The 22,453-nt window shown below is 45.0% G+C and carries 17 protein-coding genes; 7 read left to right on the forward strand and 10 right to left on the reverse strand.

Annotated elements, in window-relative coordinates; all coding sequences use genetic code 11:
• The first annotated feature begins 54 nt into the window (after positions 1-54).
• Entirely contained in the window at positions 55-180 is a 126-nt protein-coding gene (locus ACEW9O_RS27405) for a hypothetical protein (RefSeq protein ID WP_373553424.1), read from the forward strand.
• A gap of 62 nt (positions 181-242) precedes the next feature.
• Here the strand turns inward: ACEW9O_RS27405 and ACEW9O_RS27410 are convergent, their stop codons facing one another.
• Positions 243-1,742 carry a GH3 auxin-responsive promoter family protein gene (locus tag ACEW9O_RS27410; RefSeq protein WP_373553425.1) on the reverse strand — a complete coding sequence of 500 codons (1,500 nt, stop codon included), beginning with the start codon at positions 1,740-1,742 and terminating at the stop codon, positions 243-245.
• 378 nt (positions 1,743-2,120) lie between these two features.
• On the opposite strand from ACEW9O_RS27410, the gene ACEW9O_RS27415 reads away from it, so the two are divergent.
• The 5 genes from ACEW9O_RS27415 (at position 2,121) to ACEW9O_RS27435 (ending at position 11,508) form a co-directional block, all read left to right on the forward strand.
• A complete protein-coding gene (locus ACEW9O_RS27415) occupies positions 2,121-6,449 on the forward strand; it encodes a PKD domain-containing protein (RefSeq protein ID WP_373553426.1) in 4,329 nt (1,442 codons plus the stop codon).
• A 169-nt stretch (positions 6,450-6,618) separates the two neighbouring features.
• Positions 6,619-7,659 carry a hypothetical protein gene (locus tag ACEW9O_RS27420; protein ID WP_373553427.1) on the forward strand — a complete coding sequence of 347 codons (1,041 nt, stop codon included), beginning with the start codon at positions 6,619-6,621 and terminating at the stop codon, positions 7,657-7,659.
• Positions 7,660-7,722: 63 nt separating this feature from the next.
• A complete protein-coding gene (locus ACEW9O_RS27425; protein ID WP_373553428.1) occupies positions 7,723-8,277 on the forward strand; it encodes an outer membrane beta-barrel protein in 555 nt (184 codons plus the stop codon).
• 41 nt (positions 8,278-8,318) lie between these two features.
• Positions 8,319-9,149 (forward strand): DUF4249 family protein, encoded by an 831-nt coding sequence (locus ACEW9O_RS27430; RefSeq protein WP_373553494.1) that lies wholly within the window; start codon positions 8,319-8,321, stop codon positions 9,147-9,149.
• 1 nt (position 9,150) lies between these two features.
• Positions 9,151-11,508: a TonB-dependent receptor domain-containing protein gene (locus tag ACEW9O_RS27435; RefSeq protein ID WP_373553429.1), complete on the forward strand. Its 2,358-nt coding sequence runs from the start codon at positions 9,151-9,153 to the stop codon at positions 11,506-11,508.
• Here ACEW9O_RS27435 and ACEW9O_RS27440 read toward each other — a convergent pair.
• Complete coding sequence (locus ACEW9O_RS27440; RefSeq protein WP_373553430.1) at positions 11,482-11,802, reverse strand: hypothetical protein; 321 nt, start codon at positions 11,800-11,802, stop codon at positions 11,482-11,484. The genes ACEW9O_RS27435 and ACEW9O_RS27440 overlap by 27 nt on opposite strands.
• Before the next feature lie 209 nt (positions 11,803-12,011).
• Between ACEW9O_RS27440 and ACEW9O_RS27445 the strand changes: the two genes are divergently transcribed.
• A complete protein-coding gene (locus ACEW9O_RS27445; protein ID WP_373553431.1) occupies positions 12,012-13,553 on the forward strand; it encodes a GH3 auxin-responsive promoter family protein in 1,542 nt (513 codons plus the stop codon).
• 390 nt (positions 13,554-13,943) lie between these two features.
• Here ACEW9O_RS27445 and ACEW9O_RS27450 read toward each other — a convergent pair whose 3' ends face one another.
• The 8 genes from ACEW9O_RS27450 to ACEW9O_RS27485 all read right to left on the reverse strand — a co-directional run bounded on the left by ACEW9O_RS27450 (position 13,944) and on the right by ACEW9O_RS27485 (position 22,352).
• Positions 13,944-14,243 carry a HigA family addiction module antitoxin gene (locus ACEW9O_RS27450; protein ID WP_373553432.1) on the reverse strand — a complete coding sequence of 100 codons (300 nt, stop codon included), beginning with the start codon at positions 14,241-14,243 and terminating at the stop codon, positions 13,944-13,946.
• A 9-nt stretch (positions 14,244-14,252) separates the two neighbouring features.
• Positions 14,253-14,534, reverse strand: coding sequence for a type II toxin-antitoxin system RelE/ParE family toxin (locus tag ACEW9O_RS27455; protein WP_353481149.1), 282 nt, complete (start codon positions 14,532-14,534; stop codon positions 14,253-14,255).
• A 166-nt stretch (positions 14,535-14,700) separates the two neighbouring features.
• Entirely contained in the window at positions 14,701-15,645 is a 945-nt protein-coding gene (locus ACEW9O_RS27460; protein WP_373553433.1) for a hypothetical protein, read from the reverse strand.
• Positions 15,642-16,787 (reverse strand): hypothetical protein, encoded by a 1,146-nt coding sequence (locus tag ACEW9O_RS27465; protein ID WP_373553434.1) that lies wholly within the window; start codon positions 16,785-16,787, stop codon positions 15,642-15,644. The genes ACEW9O_RS27460 and ACEW9O_RS27465 overlap by 4 nt, the downstream gene beginning before the upstream one ends.
• A complete protein-coding gene (locus ACEW9O_RS27470; RefSeq protein WP_373553435.1) occupies positions 16,697-17,566 on the reverse strand; it encodes a hypothetical protein in 870 nt (289 codons plus the stop codon). The genes ACEW9O_RS27465 and ACEW9O_RS27470 overlap by 91 nt, the downstream gene beginning before the upstream one ends.
• A gap of 521 nt (positions 17,567-18,087) precedes the next feature.
• The gene (locus ACEW9O_RS27475) at positions 18,088-19,158 is read right to left on the reverse strand and encodes an endo-1,4-beta-xylanase (protein ID WP_373553436.1); all 1,071 of its coding nucleotides are present in this window, start codon (positions 19,156-19,158) and stop codon (positions 18,088-18,090) included.
• Positions 19,159-19,381: 223 nt separating this feature from the next.
• Positions 19,382-21,337 carry a sialate O-acetylesterase gene (locus ACEW9O_RS27480; RefSeq protein ID WP_373553437.1) on the reverse strand — a complete coding sequence of 652 codons (1,956 nt, stop codon included), beginning with the start codon at positions 21,335-21,337 and terminating at the stop codon, positions 19,382-19,384.
• A complete protein-coding gene (locus tag ACEW9O_RS27485; RefSeq protein ID WP_373553438.1) occupies positions 21,303-22,352 on the reverse strand; it encodes a glycoside hydrolase family 43 protein in 1,050 nt (349 codons plus the stop codon). Before ACEW9O_RS27485 ends, ACEW9O_RS27480 begins: the two co-directional genes overlap by 35 nt.
• Between the last annotated feature and the right edge of the window lie 101 nt (positions 22,353-22,453).

Consider the following 22,453-nt stretch of genomic DNA (forward strand, 5'->3'; position numbering starts at 1 on the left):
CCAAGCAACGATAGAAGAGTACATCTCCTTACTCTGCGACAATTACTAGATTCCTTGTACCGCATTGAAACTTTTTTACTGCTCGATGCTGCCGAACGTTTGGATCATTTCCTGGAAGCCCAACCTGAGCTGGCTCAGTGGAACCACTCAATGTACTGGCTTCGTTTATTGGGATTTTAGAGGTGCACGTGAGCAGAATACGGAAGAAGAAGGGGAAGAAAAATTTGAATCCTTAGAGGATATTACAATTGCCAATGAATCAGCTCTGTTGCAATCGCCCGATCGTTCGCCAATCTGGGCACTTTATTCTGCCCGCCCAACTTGCCCTGACTTTTCATGTACTCCCGGAAGGCATCCCTGCGCAGAGGAGTAATTACCAAAGGCTTGAGGATATTTCCTACGATCAAATCCTCGTAATAGATATTTTGCTGGATCATCAGTTCGTCCAAACGGGCAGCAAAAGCGGGTAAATTTTCAGGGATTTGGTCAAATTCTACTAGCCATTCGTGATAAGGAAACCCACCACTGGGAGGGTTTACTTGTGGTGCTACGGTAAATTCAACTACTTTAACCCCTTGTTCTTTGCACACTTGCAGCATGGCCTCTTCTACCTCTTTGCCAATCACGTGTTCGCCAAAGGCCGAGATGAAGTGTTTGATGCGCCCACTGACGACCAAACGATGTGGATTGGTGGAAACAAACTGTACCGTATCTCCGAGATTATAACCCCAAAGCCCAGCATTGTTGTTGATGATGAGGGCATAATTCACCCCTGGTTGCACATCTTTGAGCCAAAGCCGGGTTGGATTTTCGCTGAAAATTTCGTCGGCTGGCACAAATTCAAAAAAGATGCCTGATGCTGAGTTGAGCAAGAGCCCCGGCTCGCTTTGGTTATCCTGAAAAGCAATGAAGCCCTCCGAGGCCGGGTAAGTTTCCACACTAGGAATACTTGCACCTACCAGTTCTTCCAATTTGGCGCGATAAGGTTCATAATTGACTCCACCATACACAAAGACCGAAAAATTGGGGAAAATATCCAACACCCTTTTTTTGCCCGAACGTTCAAGCAAACGCTCGTAATACATTTGCACCCAGGGCGGGATACCACTGATGAGGGTCATGTTTTGACTGAGGGTTTCCGTAACAATTTTGTCCAGTTTGGTTTCCCAGTCTTCGATGCAGTTGGTTTCGTAACTCGGTAGTTGGCTACTACGCAGCCACGCGGGGATCATGTGATTGGAGATACCCGACAAACGCCCTGTGGGAATGCCCGCTGTTTCGCTCAACTCTGGACTACCGGAAAGAAAAATCACTTTACCATCCAGCCAGGTACCATTTCCGGTTTGAGCAAAATAATTAAACAAGGCATTGCGCGCCGAGCCAAAATGATTGGGAATGCTGTCTTTGGAAATCGGAATGTACTTGACGCCAGAGGTAGTGCCCGAGGTTTTGGCAAAATAAGCTGGCTTGCCTCGCCACAAGACATCACTTTCTCCCGCTTTGATGCGTTCTATGTAGGGTTTGATGCCTTCGTAGTCGCGAATGGGTACCCGTTCAATGTAATTCTGGTAACTGCGAATCTGTTCAAACCCATGGGCTTTGCCAAAAGCAGTAGTTTTGCCTACTTCGATCAAATGTTTAAAAATTTGTTCTTGCTCCTGCACAGCATGAGCGGACCAACGCTGGATGTCGCGGGCAATTTTGTTGGCAAAAGGTCTGATAATCCTGGAACGAAACCCCATTTTGATGCAAGTCTATTATAGGTAGTGGGGCAAAAATAAGTGCTCATTTTTCTTGAGCCAAAGGATCAGATAAGGCACTTGAAATGAACCGTTTACTTATTTGATCCTTTGGCAAAATGAGCACTTATTTTTTTATCGCCCCTAAGTCGAGCAAAAATAAGTTTTTACAGGGTTTTCGATGGAATCATTTTTTTGCTTTGCTTTTTGGCAGAAAAATTAACATAAAATGATCCAAAAATCCGTCAAACAATATATACGCCACTTATATGAAATAAAAAAATGTGCTTTCTTTGCGTTACTCTTAAGGACTACTGAAAAATATTGGCCTAGCTTATCCTGTTCAATCTTTGCACCATTACGCAATAAAACCCATGAATCATGTCACTGAAACTTGTTTCAAGCATCTTAGTCTTGATGGCTGCCTCGTTTGTTGTTAAAGCTCAAACTGTACAAATTACAGTACTCAATGGGGCAGAGGTCCGATGTGTTGCCGACAGTGTAGTAGAAGTTCAAATCACGCCCAACCCAAGTCTGGATTTGCGCAACATCACCCTCAACTGGGGTGACGGCACTGCTCCAGTCACCATCGCCAAGGGCGACTCCTTGATTTTGCGCCACAAATACAACACCAGCCAATACCTCGATGAATGTGCCTACGCCTGTCCATTGGGCGATGTAGGTGGTTTTTGTGTACAGGTCACCGTTCTGGCTACCTATTCCAACAGCGTACCCGAAAACGTGAGTAAGTTTTTAACCTACAAAATGCCCCCCCGACCCCAGATCTTGATCAACTCCAATAATGTCGTTTGTACCGGCAATGAAGTTCAGTTCAACAACCAAAGCTGCCCCAGCAATGACATGGAGATGCAGTTTACCTGGGATTTTGGGGATGGGAATACCAGTACAGAAAAAAGTCCCAAACATACCTATGCGGATCTGGGGAATCGTACCGTAAAACTCACGGCTAAAAATACCTGCGGCACCGAAAGCATCGAGCAACCCATTCGGGTTCTGGGCGAACCGATGGCTGTAGCCGAAGCCGACTCTGGGGTAATCGAAGTGGCTGCCGACCGCTATGTATTGTGTTTGTCGCAAGGAAGTATTGTACGACTGAATGGTATGGGGACCACAAATGCCAGCTTGTACACCTGGTCTATCTCCGGTGCTGGGCGGACTCAATGGGTCAATGGCAACAACCGCAGCGAAATCGTTCGCTTGGACATCATCGACCCCGGCACCTATACGATTACTTTGACGGCTAACAATGCCTGTGACCGTCCCAGCCGTAAAGTATTGACCATTGAAGCTAAAGCTGCGGAAGCGCTGCTGCCGCTAAGATTACAAGAGGATGGCTGTATTTCGCTGAACTACCGCCCCGATCCGTTCAACATGAATGCCTCTTACAAAATCAATGGCATTGATGTGGCCGTCGCCAATTTTCCAACTACTCTACCCGCCACTACCTTGCCCTACATCGTCGAAGTGCGCCTCAACAACGAATGTGGCAACCAAATGCGTGTGGATACCTTTTTTGTGCTTCAACCCGAAAATGTCAGCATTTCTGCCCCTAGCAAAGACACCACCGTATGTGAACGGACCTCCGCTATAACGCTCAGTGCTGGCCCTTTTGGCGGGCGTTGGGTCGGGAGCAACATCAGTCGGCAGGGCAATCGGGATGTATTCAACACCAATCAAGCTGGCGTTTTTCCCCTGATTTATGTGCGAGGCACCGGAGCTTGTGAGCGTCGGGACACTGTGCAGATAACCGTAGAAGAAAACGTGCGACTGAACATTCGCCCCCAAACGGATGAGTGCCTCGATTTTGATTACACCACCATCCCTCAAATCAATAAAGCACTGTATAGCCTCAATGGAGCTCCCATCACCACTTTCCCAGTCCCCATTACGGTTAGCACCAATCGAGATGTGTATACTGTTGTGGCTACTTTGGAAAATACTTGTGGTCGCCAGGAATCCCGTGATACCTTCGTGGTCACGGGCGCATTGCCAGTGGGGATCACCCAACCACTGCTGCCGCTGAATCAGGTGTGTCAAGGCGATACGGCGCGTAGCCTGGCAGCACTACCTGCTGGAGGGGAATTCCGGGGAGATCAAGTCATTCAGGTTGGTTCCGGGTTCGCTTTTAATCCGGTCAATACTGGTACTTTTCCGGTAATCTATGTGCGTGGAGTGGGCAGTTGTGAGCGCCGCGACACCACTACTTTTGAGGTGCAGGCCAAAGTTGTCCTGCGCCTGACACCCCAACAGGACGAGTGCAACCAGATCAGCTATACGCCCAACCCCATCATTCCCAATGCGGTGTACACTGTGAATGGGGTAAGAGCACCCACTTTTCCGCTGGATTTGGGGGCGACCAGTGCGCCTTATGTGGTTGAAGCTACCTTGACAGATGTCTGTGGCACCCAAGTGATAACGGATACCTTTTTTGTACGCACGCCGGACCCTTTGCAGATTACCAGCCCTGCCCGGGATACTTCGGTGTGTGAAAGTTCTGGTTCCTTCAACCTGGAAGTATCTGCTGCGGGAGGTACCTGGCAAGATACCCGCTTCATAAGCAGCAATGCCGGGCGATTTAGTTTTGACCCTCAGGAAGCAGGTTCGTTTAAAATCATTTACAACAATGGCACCGGAACTTGTGCACAACAAGATTCCGTGATCATTGATGTACAAAGGGTTACCCTGGAAGCCCGTGCTAGTGATGTTTGTTTCAATTCAGCAACGCCCCTGCAAGGTCTACCCTTGGGTGGAAGCTGGAGCTCAACAACTTGCCCGGGATGTATTGTGGGTGATAATTTTGACGCCCGCCAATTGAGTGCCCCGACCGATTCGGTAGCGGTGTTTTATACCGTGGTCAATCCCATTGGCTGTCGCAATACCGACACGGCTTATGTAAGCGTTACGCGACCACAGGCGGGGTTTCAGCCCCAGGGCGATTTGTGCTCGAATCTATTGATTCAAATTGACCTGAGTGGCACCACAGCGGAACGCTCCCGTTGGTTGTTGGGAAATATTCCCTTGGATCCACCGCCCTTTCAGTTTATCCCAGCTGGCGACCAGCAGATCACCCAAATTGCCATCATTGGCACTTGTGCAGACACTTTGACCCAAACACTGACCGTCATTGCACCACCACCTTCGGCTGCTTTTACGCCCAGTGAGGATGAAGGTTGCTCGCCTTTCAGCGTGAGCTTCCGACCCAATGAGCCACAACGCGATGGGCTGACTTATACCTGGAATTTTGGCCGCTCGACAACTGACTCCCTGGCGATTTATTTGCCCGATTCCAGTTATGTGTACACCAACGACAGCAGCCGGATCATCAATTATACGGTTGCGCTCAATATTGTGAACCAATGTGGTTCGAGCAAGGAGGAACGTACCGTAAGTGTATTTCCTTTCCCAACCGCGCTGATTGGCCTGGACTCGCTGAGCAATCAGTGTTCTCCGGTTACTGCTACCATCACTAATCGTTCTACGGGTGCCCCTGAAGCTTGCTTTTGGGATTTTGGCAATGGTATTCGCGATAGTACTTGCCGCAATGTATTTGTTCAGAAGTACGTGGCAGACACCACCACGCTCCAGTATTTGATCAAACTGGAAGTAAGCAACCTTTGTGGGGTCTCGATGGATACTTTCCAACTCACGGTTACTTCTCCCGGGGTGCAGGCCTTTTTTAGCTTGGATGATTACAACATTTGCCCCAACAAACCCATCCAGTTTCGGGACGCCTCTGCGCCATTGCCCAGTAGAGTATTCTGGAAGTTTGGAGATGGTGGCGTTTCACAAGACCCCAACCCAACCTATGTTTACCGAGATTCAGATACCACCCTTACCGTAACCCTGATTGCCCGAACGGGCTGTGGTTATGATTCACTCAGTCGGGTTGTCAATGTCCAGTCTCTGCCCGAGGTCAATTTTGCTACCGAGCGCTACGCCTGTGAAGGCCAGCCAACCCAATTTCTCAACCGATCGGATGAACGGGCGGCTTTTCGCTGGAACTTTGGTGATGGACAAATTGATTCAGTGTCCTATTCTCCACAACACAGTTACCAATCGGGGGGCGATATGGTCAATGTCAGCCTGACCATCAAAGATTTTCCAAATGGTTGTGAAAATACCATCAGCAAACCCATCCTGGTCCGCACCAAACCTACCGCGGAGTTTGTGGTCAATGGGGATACTACCGGTTGTGCACCCTTTACTGTCATCCTGCAAAACCTCTCCCGTGGTGCCAACCGTTGGGAATGGGATTTGGGCAACAACGAACGCTCGGAACTGGAAAACCCGGGGACGGTTTTCAGCGCAGGCTCCTACGATATTACCCTGATTGCCAGTTATGAAAATACCTGTCGGGACACCTTCCGCCTCGACGACGCCATCAATGCCGACGACTGCGGCGTGTTTATCCCCAATGTATTTTCACCCAATGGCGACGGCAAAAACGACTTTTTTACCCTTTACGGTGGCCCATTTAGCGCCACCAAAATTCGCATGATGCGCATTTACACCCGCTGGGGGGAGATGATTTTTGAAAGAAAAGACTTTGACATGGACAACTTGAGTGGTTGGGATGGCCGCATCAAGGGCGATGTGCCAATTCCTGGAGTGTATGTCTATTGGATTGAAATTGAGCAGTTGGGCGGACAAACGAAAATGTATAAGGGGGATGTGGTGTTGATGAGGTGATGGGATTGGAATTCCGAATTTTGCCGAATTTTGCCGATTTCTGAATTTCTTTTTGGTATACTTTTGCAATGTATTAGTTGATTGACAAATTATGGAATCAAAAAGGCTCCAGCTGGTTATGAGACAACCAACCAGAGCCAATTATTTAACTTAATAAATCATTGCAAAGATGAAACTAATTGCAACCATTTGCAAGAGTAGCTGCTTGTTTTTCATGCTACTTGTGTTTTTCACCGCCTGTAACAAAGACAGCTTGAGTGTAGACTCCACGAATTTCCCTACCGCAAGTGACGTACTGGTAAAAAATGGTGAATTGTTTTTTCCTGACATAGAAGCTTTTCGAAGTGTTCGTGATTTCGTTAAAACCGCTACTGAAAATGAGATTATGCGCTGGCAGCATCAACTTGGTTTCGAATCAGTGAATTTTCACTACGTTAACGCAAAGAAATCCTTAGGTGTTGAAGAAACTCAGGAGGATTGGGAAAAGCTAAAGGCCAATTTCACGGACTTAATTAAGATTGATGGTCATAAAATCAGGCCAAGACTTGAGATTGGCTCCTTTGGTTGGCTTATTGGAAGAAACAATCAACTTCATGTTGGGAAATCAATTATTTACTATACTGTGGATGAATATTTAATCTCAGTTCCTGATGGTGACTTAGATAAATTGGAAAGAGCAAAGTTGACTAAGCAATCAGATGTAGGAAATGGGGTTTATGTACACCCTGTACGCTCAACAACAAGACTACGAACTTGTCCTTCTTACTTAGGATTATATGACGTTCGGAGCCCAAGTGATACCAGAAAAATTGATATGGAAGTAGCTGTGGTCGAAAGTATTTTTACTGTTACAGGTGGCCTTTCCATTGAAGTTGCGGGTACTGTTTATTTCGATCATGAAAAAAGAGCTGCATTTGGCATTTGGAACGGAGATCAAACTCAATGTACTTATGATGCAGCCATAGTGGGGAATATTCTTGTAACTTCTACAGGGGGAGGTAGTAGTAATATCCCTTTCAATTTTAGTGAGAACAACTTCACCACGGGAAATGAAAGCAGATATACTAGGATTATTCCCATCTTTGACGATGATATTCTAAACGGCAATGGTGCGACCGTTACTATAAGTTCTATAGGACTGCACTTGGATCAAACTTCTGAAACAGGAAATAGTAAAATATCGAACCTCCATATTGGATGTAATTGGTAGAAAACTAATTTTTGAATCAAACCCGAACCAGATGTCTTCTGGTTCGGGTTCATAAGGTCAAATATGAAAAAGGTTATTCTCTCTTTAGTACTAATTTTTAGTTTGCTAAAATCTTTCTCTCAAGTAACCTCCAATGCCATCTTAGTTGGAGGTAATTTAAATTTTGAGAAACAGAATAGTTTGAGTATTCTCAATTTCACGTCCTTTAGCGTCAATCCATATGCTGGATTTTTTATTTCTAATCATTTTATGCTTGGGGCACGTTCAATCTTTTCATCTACAAGGTATAACAATAACTCAACCGCTAGGGAAATAGGATTTGGGATTCTAAGTAGGTATTATCCTATCCACAAAGCAAAAATTCTTCCTTATTTACAAATTGGATTACAAAGAATAAATTACCGTTATAAAACCGATGACTCGAACAATCCTTTTTCTAAAGACTACTCTAATATAGCGGCTGTAGCAAGTGGAGTAAATTTATTTATTGATCGACATATTGCATTAGAGAGCTCTTTTGAATATAATATTATTGCTAGTGACCGCGCATTAGATGAAAAAAAGAGTTTTGCAATAAAGTTTGGATTTCAAATTTTCCTAAACAACAACAATAAGTAAAATTTATGCGCACCTCTCTTTCTTTGATTGCCTTTTTGGTTATGTTAAGCGTAGGATGTACCGAAGAACAATCCATTATACAGCCCAATAAACCAAATATTGTTGTTTGGGGTTTTTTTCATCCGCAACAAATTTTTTTAGTAAAATTAGCCAGCAGCATGGCCATTGAAAACGTAAATACTATAGATACCACCGGAATTCAGGACGCCATTGTCCTGCTGTATGAAGACGGAAAACTGATCGATACGCTGAAGCACCAGCAAAAAGGCACTTATCGATCCTCGCACAACATTAAGCCTCAAGTGGGCCACGTCTATTTTATTACCGCCCAAAAAACTGGATACCCCAGCATTGAGACCCAGCCTGATACGATGCCTGACTTGTTAAAACTCCAATCAGTCAAAGCTACTTGGGCCAAAATTCAAAACTACTACGTTGGTTTATTAGAGGCAGAATTCGAAGCTTATCCTAAAGTTGCTCACTTGGGTTTAAACTGCGAAGCGCTTGATCAAAGTGGAACCTGGCGCATCAAAACTGAAGCTACATGCATGGACGAAATTTTCTTCTTGCAGCATTTCAACTACCACGATTTTTCTTGCTTCCCTGGGCTTAATATTATCCAGCTCTATGGTAGCTCTTTTACAACGAGTTATCCAAAAGAAAAAGAATTAAGTTTACGATTTTCCTTTGCAGTACCTTCTCGAAACCTCTCTACCTACTTTCAAAAATTCATTGAGCATGATCGCTCAGTATCTGACCTCAGCTCGGTAGACATTTTTGCACAGCCCATCTTTTTGCCCGACATGGTCAAAAATGGTTATGGCTTTGTTGGTTGTTTCAATTCCCAATCCCAAATCCTGAAAGTTGAATAAAATGAGACTCGTCCTCTTCATCCCAATGCTATTTTTACTGCCCCATTGTATTCAAGGACAAAACATCAACATCAGCGGACAAATTTTCGACTCACGAGGCGAACCCTTGCTACAGGCCAGTGTAGTAGATTCGCTACGAGGGCAAGCAAATTTGAGCAATACTTATGGGTTTTATAGCTTAAGCGCTCGGGTCAATCAGCCCATAATTCTGAAATTTTCCTACGTAGGCCATGTCCCCCAGGTCTTCCGTTTCTTTGCCCACCGCGACACGATAATCAATGTCTTTTTAGCACCTCAAACGCTTGACGAAGTGAAAATAGTAGCCTCCAAAGCAGCCTTACTGGATGTTCAACAAATCAGTAGTGTTGTACTGAATGGGCAAACCGTCAAAATGCTTCCCTCATTGATGGGTGAAGCGGACATCATCAAAGCTTTTGCACTCACCCCTGGAGTGAGCAATGGCAACGAAGGTTCGGCAGGGCTTTATGTTCGGGGTGGTAGTACCGATCAAAACCTGATTCTGTTGGACGGTGCCCCGGTTTATAATCCCAATCACCTCTTCGGCTTTTTGTCCGTTTTTAACCCCGATATTATCAAAAAAGCTGAGCTGATCAAAGGGGGAATCCCGGCACGTTATGGCGGTCGCTTGTCTGCTGTTTTGGACATCGTGAGCAAAGAAGGTTCCACCAATCAATTGAATGGAGAAGCCAGTATTGGATTGGTTTCTTCCAAATTTTCCATCAATGGCCCTATTGTAAAGGACAAAATCGGTTTTTTGCTCTCAGCGCGCACTTCTTACCTCGATTTAATTCTACTGCCCACGCGCTGGGATTACAACAGCGGCAAATCATCCCAGTTTTTTGGCTATGGGATGAGCGATTTAAACGGAAAATTGAGTTGGAAACTTTCCAGTAAAGATCAATTGTACTGGAGTTTTTACACAGGCAGCGATCAATTTCGGATCAACAATCAATCTTATCCCAATCTCCAACAAGGCACCCGACTCAATTGGGGCAACCTTACCACTTCGCTGCGCTACAACCGCATCCTCAATGCCAAAATGTTTTGGAATACGACCGTATATGCCACCAAATTCAATTACACCAATCAATTCAATAGCCGGGAAGAATCCAGCGATAGCCTGATCGGACGCAACCTGTTTCGTTATAGCTCCGGGTTAAACGAGTTGGCCTTCCGGTCGCAACTCGACTTTTTGGCTGCCCCACAACATTACCTGCGTTTGGGAGTGGACATCAACCGGCAACGCTTTTTTCCTCGCTCCATTTTTAAAGAAACAGCGAGTCTGGATTCCCTTTTTCTTGAAGAAACGCAAGAAAGAATCCGTGCCCACAACTTGAGTCTTTTTGCCGAAGATGAATTCAAATTATCTTCCCGTCTGACGCTCAATGCTGGGCTGCGCCTGGCAATGTACCGCCAAGAGACCAGCTTTTGGCGGTTTGAGCCGCGCTTCAACATTAGCTATCGTTTGCTCCACAACCTACAATTGCGAGCTGGCTACAACCGCATGAACCAGTTTATTCACTTAATTAGCCAAGCGGGGCTGCGCTTTCAAAACGATCTTTGGATTCCGAGTACGAGCGATGTGCCGCCCCAATCAGCCAGCCAGATTGTGGGAGGTTTATTGTTCAAAACCCAACACAACTTAACGGTGTCATTGGAATTTTACCACAAAAAGACCCGTGGCATTATCGATTTTTCGGAAGGAAGTTCCTTCTTGTTGGATTATGCCAAAACTTACCGTGAGCTGTTCACTACGGATGGTACCTCTACTTCGAAGGGCATTGAGCTTTTTTTGCAAAAAAGAAGCGACAAGCTGGATTTTTCCCTGGCTTATACTTTGTCTAAAACGACCAACCTGTTCACGAATCTGAACAATGGTAAGGCTTACCCCTTTGCCTTCGATGCTCTACACAATTTATCCCTTAGTGCCATTTTTACTGCTTCAAAAGGCTGGAGTTTTGCCTTAAATGCCTATTTGCGCTCCGGTTTTCCCGTCACCTTGCCCACTGCAGCCATTCCTTATCCTGAGGAAGCTGGTTTTGAGGGCAATCGTTATGTTTTTATTTATACTGCTAAGAATAATGCTCGTCTGGCAGTTTATCACCGGGGGGATTTGGCCATCCACCACACCAAACTAAAGCTCAACAACAAAAGTCGAACCTGGACGATCAGCATTTTTAATTTTTACAATCGCCAAAATCCATACCATGCTCAATATGAAAATGTTGAACAGGTTCGTGTAGTGAATGGAGTAGCAGAAGTGTCTACTACCCAGCAGTATGTTGTGAGGAGTTTTTTACCAATTATTCCTTCAGTGGCTTATGCTTTTACGTTCTAAGTGCTTGGGCTCCGGTACTTCCCATATCCCAGCAGGCTTACCGTATTTCTCAAAAATCAATTCACAATCAATGATAGATAGGCGACGATTTGCGGTGATTTGTAGTTCTTTTGACCAATTGTAAAATGTTCGGATACTAATGCCATAGGCACGAGCAAGCTCATAACGGGTTAACGGAGTTTTTGACATGGCATAAAGGTTTTGGGAACGCCAAATTGGCTTGGTAAAATAAGAAGTCTGATAATTTTCTCTTGTACGCCATCGATTTTGTTGATACAAAAATAACTTATTCAAGCTAATTAAACAATTTACATGCTTTATTTTTAAGTAAAAAAAAAGACACTTTGTTCGTTAAATCTCAGCATTACAGAATGGTGCTCAAAGCCAATTTTCAATCCATTAGTCATCCAAATCCCAAATCGCCGATCCGAATTCCCAAATAACTATGTACCTTTGTGAGTCCCATAGTGGGGTAATCGCTTGCGATCTAAAACCAAATCAGTATGTCAATATTTGGGGCCCTAATCAAGAGAGGAGCAAGTTTGGGACAAATTCTGTCCAAGCGCCGGGGGCAAAGCATTAAACCCATCCAACATCAAATCAGAACCTTGCGCTGGCTACTGCGTAAAGCCCAACATACTGCCTTCGGGCAATATTACCAGTTCAACGATATCCTCAACAGCAGCAACCCGATTGAGGCATTTAAACAAAGTGTGCCAACCTTTGATTACAATACCCTCTACGACCGTTGGTGGCACATGACGCTCAATCAGGTAGAAGACGTGACCTGGCCAGGGCGGGTCAAATATTTTGCACTGAGTTCGGGTACTTCTGGGGCTCCCAGCAAACACATTCCGATCACCAAAGACCTGTTTAGGGCCAACAGTCGCGCGGGCTTGCGCATGTTTTTTGCCCTTTCCCGCTTCAACCTCGATCCCGATATTTTCACCAAAGACATGATGATGCTGGGCGGTTCTACCGACCTCGAACAAGGCAATGGCTATTTTGCTGGCGACTTGAGCGGCATCAATGCCAGTCGGCCACCCTTTTGGCTGCGCTCCTACTACAAGCCAGGCAACCGCATTGCCAGCATCCGCAGTTGGGACGAACGGATCGCCGAGATTGCCAAAAATGCACCCAATTGGGACGTAGGTTTTATCGTGGGCATCCCTTCCTGGTTGCAATTGATGATGGAAAAAATCATCGAATACCACGGCGTCAAAACCATCCACGACATCTGGCCCAACCTCTCGGTTTGTGTACACGGTGGCATCCATTTTGAACCCTACCGCAAGGGGTTTGAACGACTGATGGCGCGCCCGCTGGTTTACATGGATTCGTACCTGGCCTCGGAGGGCTTTATGGCCATTCAGGATCGCCCCGAAACCAACGCCATGCACCTCATGATCGACAATGGTATCTTTTATGAGTTTGTACCTTTTAACGAAAACAACTTTGACACCGAAGGTAACCTCCGCGCCAATATCGAAACCCTCAGCATCGAAGAAGTGAAAGAGGGCGAGGATTACGCCATGCTCATCAGTACTTGTGGGGGCGCCTGGCGCTACCTCATCGGCGACACGGTGCGCTTTATGGACAAACGCCGTTCCGAAGTGATCATCACTGGCCGCACCAAACACTACCTCAGCATCTGCGGCGAACACCTTTCGGTCGACAACATGAACCACGGCGTCCAGCACGTGGAAGAGGAACTGGACGTGGTCATTCCAGAATACACGGTTTCGGCGGTAGAAGTGGGCAGTTTTTATGCCCACAAATGGTACATCGGTTGTGATGCTCCCTGTGATGCGACTGAAGTCAAAAACCTGATTGACGCCAAACTCAAAGAAATCAACGATGACTACCGGGTAGAACGGGCCTCCGTGCTGCGCGATATGGAGGTGGAAATCATCCCCGTGCACATTTTTTACAAGTGGCACGAGCACCAGGGTAAAATGGGTGGGCAGCACAAGTTTCCAAGGGTGATGAAGAAGGAACGGTTTCGGGATTGGGAGGAGTTTGTGAGAAGGAGTTTGGTGAGTTAATTCCCTACATCAATGTAATTGAACTAGCCCTGAAGGGGCGACATACTTTCAAGAATGGGTAACGCCCATTCTGAGTGGCGAACCATGCATTAAGCCAGGAAGCCCTGAAGGGGCGGCATCATTCCAGAGGGATTATGCCGCCCCTTCAGGGCTAGTAGTTAATACGTAGGCTATCCGATCCGGTACGAAACCGAAAGGGCGCTGCCCCTCCTTGGAGGTATGGCGCCCTTTCAGGGCTGATCTGTCGACTGTGGAAGCGCGTTGAAGCATGGCTATAGTCAGAAATAAAGCCTGTTTTTCTTCCAAAATCGACATTTTGAAGCTATTTTGGAAAAGAATGATGCTCATTTTCTTCCAAAACTGGATTTTTTTCGTGGTTTTGGGGGAAAATCAGGCTACTGATTGAACCGCAGCAGGTATGATTGACAACTCTTTTGCCAATAAATTTCCCGACTCTTCCAGGTCGTAATCATCTTGTAAGCCCAGCCAGAACTTGGCCGAAGTGCCAAAATATTTGCTCAAGCGCAGCGCAGTATCCGCAGTAACCCGCCGTTTTCTTTTTACAATTTCACTGACCCTGGTTTGGGGAATCATCAGGTCTTTGGCCAGCTTGTATTGGCTGATGGCCATCGGGATGAGGAATTCTTCGAGGAGGACTTCGCCCGGGTGGATGTTGGGTAATTTTTCCATGATGACGGGTTAATGATAGTCAATGATTTGGACTTCCAGCGCGTTGTTCTCTTCCCATTTGAAGATGATTCGCCATTGGTTGTTGATTCGAATGCTCCAGAAATCTTTCATGTCACCTTTCAGTTTTTCCAACCTATTTCCTGGAGGTATGCGCAAATCTTCAATGTCTTGGGCGCTATTGATCATTCTGAGCTTTCTTCTTGCCACAGGTTGAATGTCATGAGGAAATTTCTTGGAGTATGATCCATTCCAAATTTTCTCGGTTTCCTTGTCAGCAAAGCTTTTAATCATAGTAACGCACTAAGTTAGTAACGTTAAAAGTAAGTAATTGGTTCGGGAGTTCAAAGTTTTTCTTTTGTTTGGATTGCTTGAAATGAATTGGCTTTGTCCATGGTTCGAAATGAGTTGAAGATGGATGATTTGTTTGAAGGCTGAGTTAGTGGATAAATCGTCAACCCTAAATCATTCCCAACTCCTTCAAAATATCCTTTTTTAATTTGCTAAATGGGCGTTTATGGAAATTGACTTCCTCTCTATATGTGCCGAAAGCCAATCGGTATAGTTCATCTTCTGTAAGTTGTAAATGTCGATAAGTATGGGTTCTTAATATTTCAAGATAGTTGTCAGTCATAACGTTACGAATTTTGAGTATGTCGCTTATTTCCTCTGCATGGCCACTATAAATTTCTGAAATCTTAAAAATCTCAAAAGTGTTTTCTATTTTAATCTTTAATTTAGGGTCAGTACAGCTATCAGTTTTTAAGACTACTTTAAGCTGTTTTTGGGCTCCAAGTAAACTTTGAGTACCTGATGGGGTGAAAGAATACCTAAAACTTTGCCAGCAATCGTCAAGGTAAGGATGCAGGTTTTCGCCTATTGAAAATTCTTTTGTGTGTTTTAGAGTACTGTTGCAAATTTTGCAACTTGGGATTAAGTTAAAAAAAGAGAGTGCTAATAGTGGGTATTTCCCTTGAGAAAAAAAATGGTCAAATTCCGGTCTGGTGATTTTCCCACCACTTTGCACCGTCAACGTGTACATTCTATTACAATAAACACAAACTCGGACATCAAGGTTTTCAGCTAAATCATAGGCATCGTATTGTTTACTTTTTGCAGTAAAAATCTTGTAGTTAAAAGCTCTTTTAATTTCTTTAAAAAAAGCTTTTTTCTTTCTTGCTCCTGTTGTTAGGTGCAATGCTGCTGCTTTTTCGTTGAATTTTCGCTCAACATCTATTAGTTTGAGAGGATCTCCTTTTAGGATATTTTCCAAATTATCAGAAAGGAAAGTTTTCATCTCCTTTTTGAGATTAGAATTGTTTAATTTCGATATAATCGAATCTTTCAAGCCTGCGTAGTGTTTTTCTGCGGCTCCTTCGAAATTGGTTATATTCAAATAAGTCATAGATTTTTTTGAATTTTATTTTTACGTTGTTCTAAAATCTTTATTTGTTCGTCAATAACTTTTCTTTCCAAAGAATTTCGCCCTGTTTTTTCCGCAAACATTTCAGCAAGCTTCTTTTTGAGGAGTAGTTCATCAATGATTTCAATGACTTTTTCATGGTAGTCGACATTCGACATGTCTTCGGGGTCATTTATCCATTCAATGGTTTTGTCAATTTTTTGAATAGCAAATTCACCTACCAAACCGTCATCAACAAAAAAAGAATCCGAAAGCAGTGTACTGATATTTGCCCCAAAAGAACTTTTGGGACGCATCGAGTCGTCAAATTGTAACACTTTGCAAAAGTCCTTCTCTTTCTTCATATAAACAACATTCTTATTAGGCATATCAGACAATGTCAACGGATCATGAGTAGTAAATATGATTTGAACGGTACTATTTTGAAATTGCTCAAAAAACTTTGGCAAAACATCAACTATTGTTTTGACATACTTTTTTTTCCAGACTGGGTGGAATCCCATGTCTCCTTCATCCAAAAGCAGGCAAAAATGTGTAGGGAAATTCTTGGTATCACCTCCAATCGCATTTGATTCTCTTTTTTTTATCTCCTGAATGGAAAAATGAAACCTAGAAAGGAGATCAAGCACAGCTTTTTCACCAGAACTCAATTCAATTAGATTTCTAGGTGAGACATCTATAAACCCTACTGGGGTATCAGTAAAAGCTGCCATTCCATAAAGAAAATCTTTGTGTGCCTGCATTATCTTTTGGGCACTCATGAAATCCAATTCTATTTTTTGAGTATCAAGTAGTTGATGCTTTGATAAAGATTCGATGATACTAAAACTCACATACAATAATTTCTTTATTGCAACAACAGGCAGCAATGAAACATCTTGTGGTTCATAAAAATAGTGATTGTCCAAAAAGCATATAAGGGCATCGTAAAATGAAAGATTATCTAAGTCCGTTACATTTATACTCATTTTGCCTTCATCCAAAAAACTATTGTTGGATTCCAAAGGATGACTAATGCTACTTAATAATTCTCTCAAAAACCAAAGCTTAATGATCTTTTTATCTTCGTCAATATCGGTTGTCGAGTGGATTTGTCTTCCAGTGGAATAAATTTCTTTTGCCATAACTCATACAATCTTTTCAAAAACGGGCGAAAATCAAACGGGGTATTATGAAACGTACTAATATCGATTGGATTCCATGCTGCTCCCCTCATGGATAATTCAACTGAGTCGTAAAATGGCATTTCAAACCCTCTAGCAAGGACTTCTGCAAGTGGAGTTCCTAAGAAATCAAACTGCCTGAAAATATTTTGATATCGATGTTCCAAAATAGGGGAAAAATTACTCTTATTTTTATTTTGGTCATCATCATGATGTAAAAGCCTGTCTGCAGAAATGTCAATATCAGGAGTTGCCCAAGAATTAAAGTACAATTGTTTGTTTTCAAAAAATGGGCAATAGTACACAGTTTGGGCAGTAAGATATTCTTGGTTTGTCAAAAAATCAACGGTCTGAATTTTTAAATTGAATGCATCCCTTTTGGGATATTCAGGAATACGTACCTTTACAAAAACTGAGTTACTTTTATCATCTTCAAATATAAGAACTGCGGCCTTAAACATAACGTATCCTCCCCAAATACCTACGCCTTGCAATGAACTTCTCAAAAGAGTTAATAATGTCGATTTACCGCTTCCATTTTGCCCCACAATTGCTGAAACAAGGGATAAATTAGGGCTGGTTTCAGAAAAAAAATGAGGTATAAAAGCCTCGTTTTCTTCACGATTTATCGTTAGGATGTTACCATCCAATTTAAATTCATACAAGAATTTACCCCCAAGATTGATTGAGGTAGTTTCGAAGAGATAATGGTCTTTAACCCAAAAAGCAGCAAGTTGCATGGTAAACTGTATTATTAACGGATGATAAAAACACTTAGAGAAGTGAATGGAATATTGATACTTTAACTGTAAAAAATTTAATTACAAGGGTTTATAGACAGAAGGTCAGTTTGGATAATTGGATTTAACCTTTTGCTATTGGGATCAAGTGAATGGCTACCAATAAATGCTCGTCCAAACGATCAATCATTTGATGTACCTCAGATCTAATTTGTGTTGGATTCATCTAGCCACAATTTTTCTAACAAAAATAATGATTTTACTGCATGCATGCTACCATATTTTTTGATTTAACACCACCCACATCTACCATCTTGAAACCCGCTGTTTCAACGGCGGGATTACGGCCACCCCCAACACTCACATCTATCATCTTTGCCAGATCATACATCAAAACAATACTAATGTAGATGTGTGATCTGGCAAAGATGATAGATGTGCAGGGGAGGAAATGCTTACCCTGCCGTTGAAACAGCAGGTTACAATATGATAGATGCAAGCTCAGTTTCAAACTCAAGCACTCACCACTTGGTCACCGCAAAAAACGCCTTCTTCGGCTGATATTTTTCGTCAAAAAGCAGGGGAAAATCTTTGCGGCCACGCACCGGGAAATTGTCCAACCAGGACGATTTATCGGACAAATTCCAAAAAGTTACACTGGTCACTGCTTTGCGGTGTTTGCGCAATACTTCAAAAAGCATTTTATACTGCGCAATCTGTTTAGCTTCCATCTCCGCTGTATATTCCACCTTGCCGGTGAAAGCTTCTGTTCTGCGCTCGTGCTCTTTAGGGTGGACCGATACATCCAATTCCGTAACCTGCACCTGCAAACCCAAACTGGCAAATTTTTTGATCGAAGTTTCCAATTCGGCTGCGGTTGGTTCCGTCAGCGCCCAATGCCCTTGCAATCCCACTCCGTGAATGGGTACTCCTTTGTCTTTCAGTCCTTTCACCAATTGGTAAATGCGATCGCGTTTGGAGGCGTTTTCGGTGTTGTAGTCGTTGTAAAACAGCAGTGCCTTGGGGTCGGCCTCGTGGGCGTATTGGAACGCCTTTTCGATGTATTCCGGGCCGATGATCTCGTAAAAAGGCGACTTGCGGTAAATGTCGGTGCCACCATCTGGCACGGCTTCATTGACCACGTCCCAAACGTAAATTTTGCCCTTGTAACGGCCCACTACGTCGAAAATGTGCTGTTTGAGGCGAGCCAGGAGTACTTCCTTGCTGATGGTTGCCCCCGTGGAATCCTTGAACAACCAGTTTGGCGTTTGGCTATGCCAGCACAGGGTGTGTCCGCGTAGTTTAAGGCCATGTTGCACCGCAAAATCGGCGATTTTATCCGCAGGTGCCCAGTTGTAGCGCTTTTCTTCAGGGTGAATGGGCCCCATTTTCATGGCGTTCTCAGGCGTCATGCTGCTGAATTGCGCCAGGATGAGGGCGGATTCCTCCGGGACGTCAAACATGCGTGGATTGACGGCTACACCGATGGGAAAGAATTTTTTGTAATAATCCTTGAGTCCTTTGGTGGTTTGCGCAAAGGAGGTATGACCACTTAAGGTCAAAAGGAGTATATAAAAAGAAATGTTTTTCATTGTGGTCTTGATTTGAAGAAATGATGGCAGAATGACGATGATCACGAAGACCAGAGCGGCATATTTTTTCACAAAGAAAACACAGAGGTACACAAAGGGCACAAAGTTAGACGTTGACGTGTCTTTGTGCTCTCTGTGTTTCTTTGTGCTTCCTTTGTGAAAAAAAATGTTGCTTTTGCCAATTTACTCGCTTCAGCTGATTCTACTTAGTGAAAAAAGTGACTCACTCATCCGTACGGAAAGGAGACGCAGGTAAACCTTCCTGATTGTACAAGTTCGCATCGGCGGGATTATCCGCCCAAGCATATCTGACATACATGGGTTGTGATACCTGCGCATTGGACACCAGGATCGTCTGATCCGCCTGTATTTCCGCCTTAGCCCACACGAAACGTTTGTCCGCCCCTGCAATCGCAAAACAAGCCAGTGGCTCGCCATCTTTGCTGATCATGCCCGTTCCGGTGTGTTTGAAATACAAGCGGATTTTATCCCCCTCAATCTGGAAACGTTCGTATTGTGGCCCGGAGTGGACGACGTTTTGATCCCCATAGGCGATTCTTTGCGCTGCCAGGGCCAGTCGTACCCCCACATCCTTTTTGTTCAGCGGGTGAATGTCGTTCCACTCGCCCAGGTCGATCGCCACTGCCAAACCCGTATTGGGCACCGCCAGCGATTTGAACTGCGCATCACGCAAGACCGCCCAACTGCTTTCCGAAGGCAAGTAATTGACCTCCATAAAGTTGGCCAGTTGCACCGTTATGAAGGGCAAATCGCCTTGTTTCCACTGTTTGCGCCAATCCTGGATCAGGGCGGGCAAAAGTTGATAGTACGGCTTTGGATTGCCTGCATTGGTTTCTCCTTGGTACCACAAAAAACCCTTGGCCGCGTAGTTGACTAGTGGCGCAGTCATGGCGTTGAACAAAGCGCTGGGTTGGTTCTGTAAGGTGATGCCCCCTGGAGGAGCACCAGCAAATGGTGGAAATACATCCCCCACTTTGTACGACCAATCCCCCTTGAGGTCAATATCCTGGCCATTGGCGCTGAGGAAGTAAGGTTTGTCGGGCACAAAGCCACCTTTCCCCCCTTGATTGATTACCCGTACAACCAGCAGGTTTTTGCCAGGTTTGAGCACCCCGGTGGGGATAGTGTAGCGCCGTGGCGGGTACTGGTAAGTGATGTTGCCCACTGCTTGCCCGTTGACGTAGGCAAAATCTGCATCGACAATCCGCCCCAGAAACAACTTGGCGGGCACCCCACACATGGAAGCAGGTACTTCAATTTCCTTGCGGTACCAAACCACACCGTTCAGGTCTTTGATGCCCTGATCCTCCCAATAGCCGGGCACATTGATGTTGCGCCAGTTTTTGGGCATGTATGCGGGGTCGAACCATTTTGTGGGTTCCAACATGCCCTTGTCCGCACTGGGTCGAGGCACATTCCCCTGCCGCGCCTTGCGATTGAGGCCATTGACGTAGCTGGTATCCTTGTTCTGTTGGATGGTCGCCAACAAATCGGGAAAGGTCATCAAACCTGCCTCGCTGATCCATGCTTCGATGGGTGTTCCGCCCACACTCGCGTTGATCAGACCAATGGGAATCTTGTACCGATCGTAGATGGTTTTGGCAAAAAAGTAAGACGCCGCCCCAAAACTCATCACGTTTTGTGGGGTAGCTACCTCCCATTTTCCACTCGGCAAATCAGCTTGGGGCCCTTGTACATTGGTCAGGGTCGGGATAAAAAAATTGCGGATGGCTGGATAATTGGCTTGTTCAATCTCCGCCATGTAGCGCTCTTTCACCCGCTCCATGGGCAAAACCATGTTCGATTGCCCGGCACAAATCCACACGTCGCCAAAGTAAACATCCCGAACAGTCAGTTCATTGCTACCCTTGAGAGTGAGGTCAAAAGGGCCACCTGCTGCCTGCGGTGGTAGCGCAATGCTCCAGTTCCCATGCTGATCTGCTTTGCTCCGGTAATTTTTGTCCTTGATGCGGAGACTGATGTTTTCCTGCGGAGCAGCCCAACCCCAGATTTTCAGGTTTTGCTCCCTTTGCAGCACCATGCCATCGCTGATGAGGCGCGGCAGGCGGATTTGGGCAAAACCAAATAGGCTACAACCCAGCAAAAACACCGACAGCGTCCACCTACTTGTAGGCATCGAGCGTCTGAATGGTTCCATCTGGATTGTATTTCAGCTCAGTTACCTTGACGTTCCGCAAGTGGGTTTTGCCCGAAATTTGTACATCGTGGTAGAACAGGTACCATTTACCCTTAAATTCTACAATCGAGTGGTGGTTGGTCCAGCCTTGCACGGGGTTGAGTACGATGCCCTGGTAGGTGAAGGGGCCATAGGGATTGTCGCCGATGGCGTAGCACAAATTGTGGGTATCTCCGGTGGAGTAGGAGAAGTAGTACTTGCCGTTGTATTTGTGCATCCAGGCCGCTTCGAAGAAACGTTTGTCGTTGTTGCTTTCCAGGAAAAGTTTGCCGTCTTTGTCCAGAATTTTCACCTCTTTTACTTCTTCGGTAAAGCTCTTTAGGTCGGCGCTGAGTTTGGCTACCCGTGGCAACACAGCCGTTTCGCTGCCTTTGCGCAATGCCCCTTTGGGGTCGTACTGGTTGTTGTTCCAACGTTGCAGTTGACCGCCCCAAATGCCGCCAAAGTAGAGGTAAAAACTGCCATCGTCATCCTTGAATACGGTAGGGTCAATGCTATAAGCACCTTTGATCGGCTCTGGTTCGGCCTTAAAGGGGCCTTGGGGCTTTTTGCTGGTGGCTACCCCAATGTGGAACACATCCTGCTTGTCCTTGACCGGAAAGTAGAGGTAATACATTCCATCCTTGAAGGTGGCATCGGGTGCCCAAAGTTGGCGGCCTGCCCAGGGAATGTCCTGAATGTCGAGCGCAACCCCGTGGTCGGTCACTTTACCCCCCATTTTTTTCATGGATAAAATGTGGTAGTCGCGCATGGCAAAATGCCCACCGTCATCGTCTTCTTTTACCGCCGCATCGATGTCGTGCGAAGGGTAAATGAAAATGCGTCCCTTGAACACATGTGCAGATGGATCCGCTGTGAAAATGTGGGACACCAAGGGCTGAGAGATGGGTTGTTTACCATTGCCAGATTGGCCATGAATGCTCACTGCGAAGCACAAGGCCGCCAGGAGCGTGAATGTTCTTTGTTTGTTTGTCATAGTTTACTAAAATTAAAACAGAAAAATACGGGTTGAAATTAAGTTCTTTTTTGGGTTCTTGAAAAAGAATCTGTAGTTTGATCTGGTTTTTTAAAATTACT

Source organism: Haliscomenobacter sp., from assembly GCF_041740695.1.
In the GTDB taxonomy this organism is placed as follows: Bacteria; Bacteroidota; Bacteroidia; order Chitinophagales; family Saprospiraceae; genus Haliscomenobacter.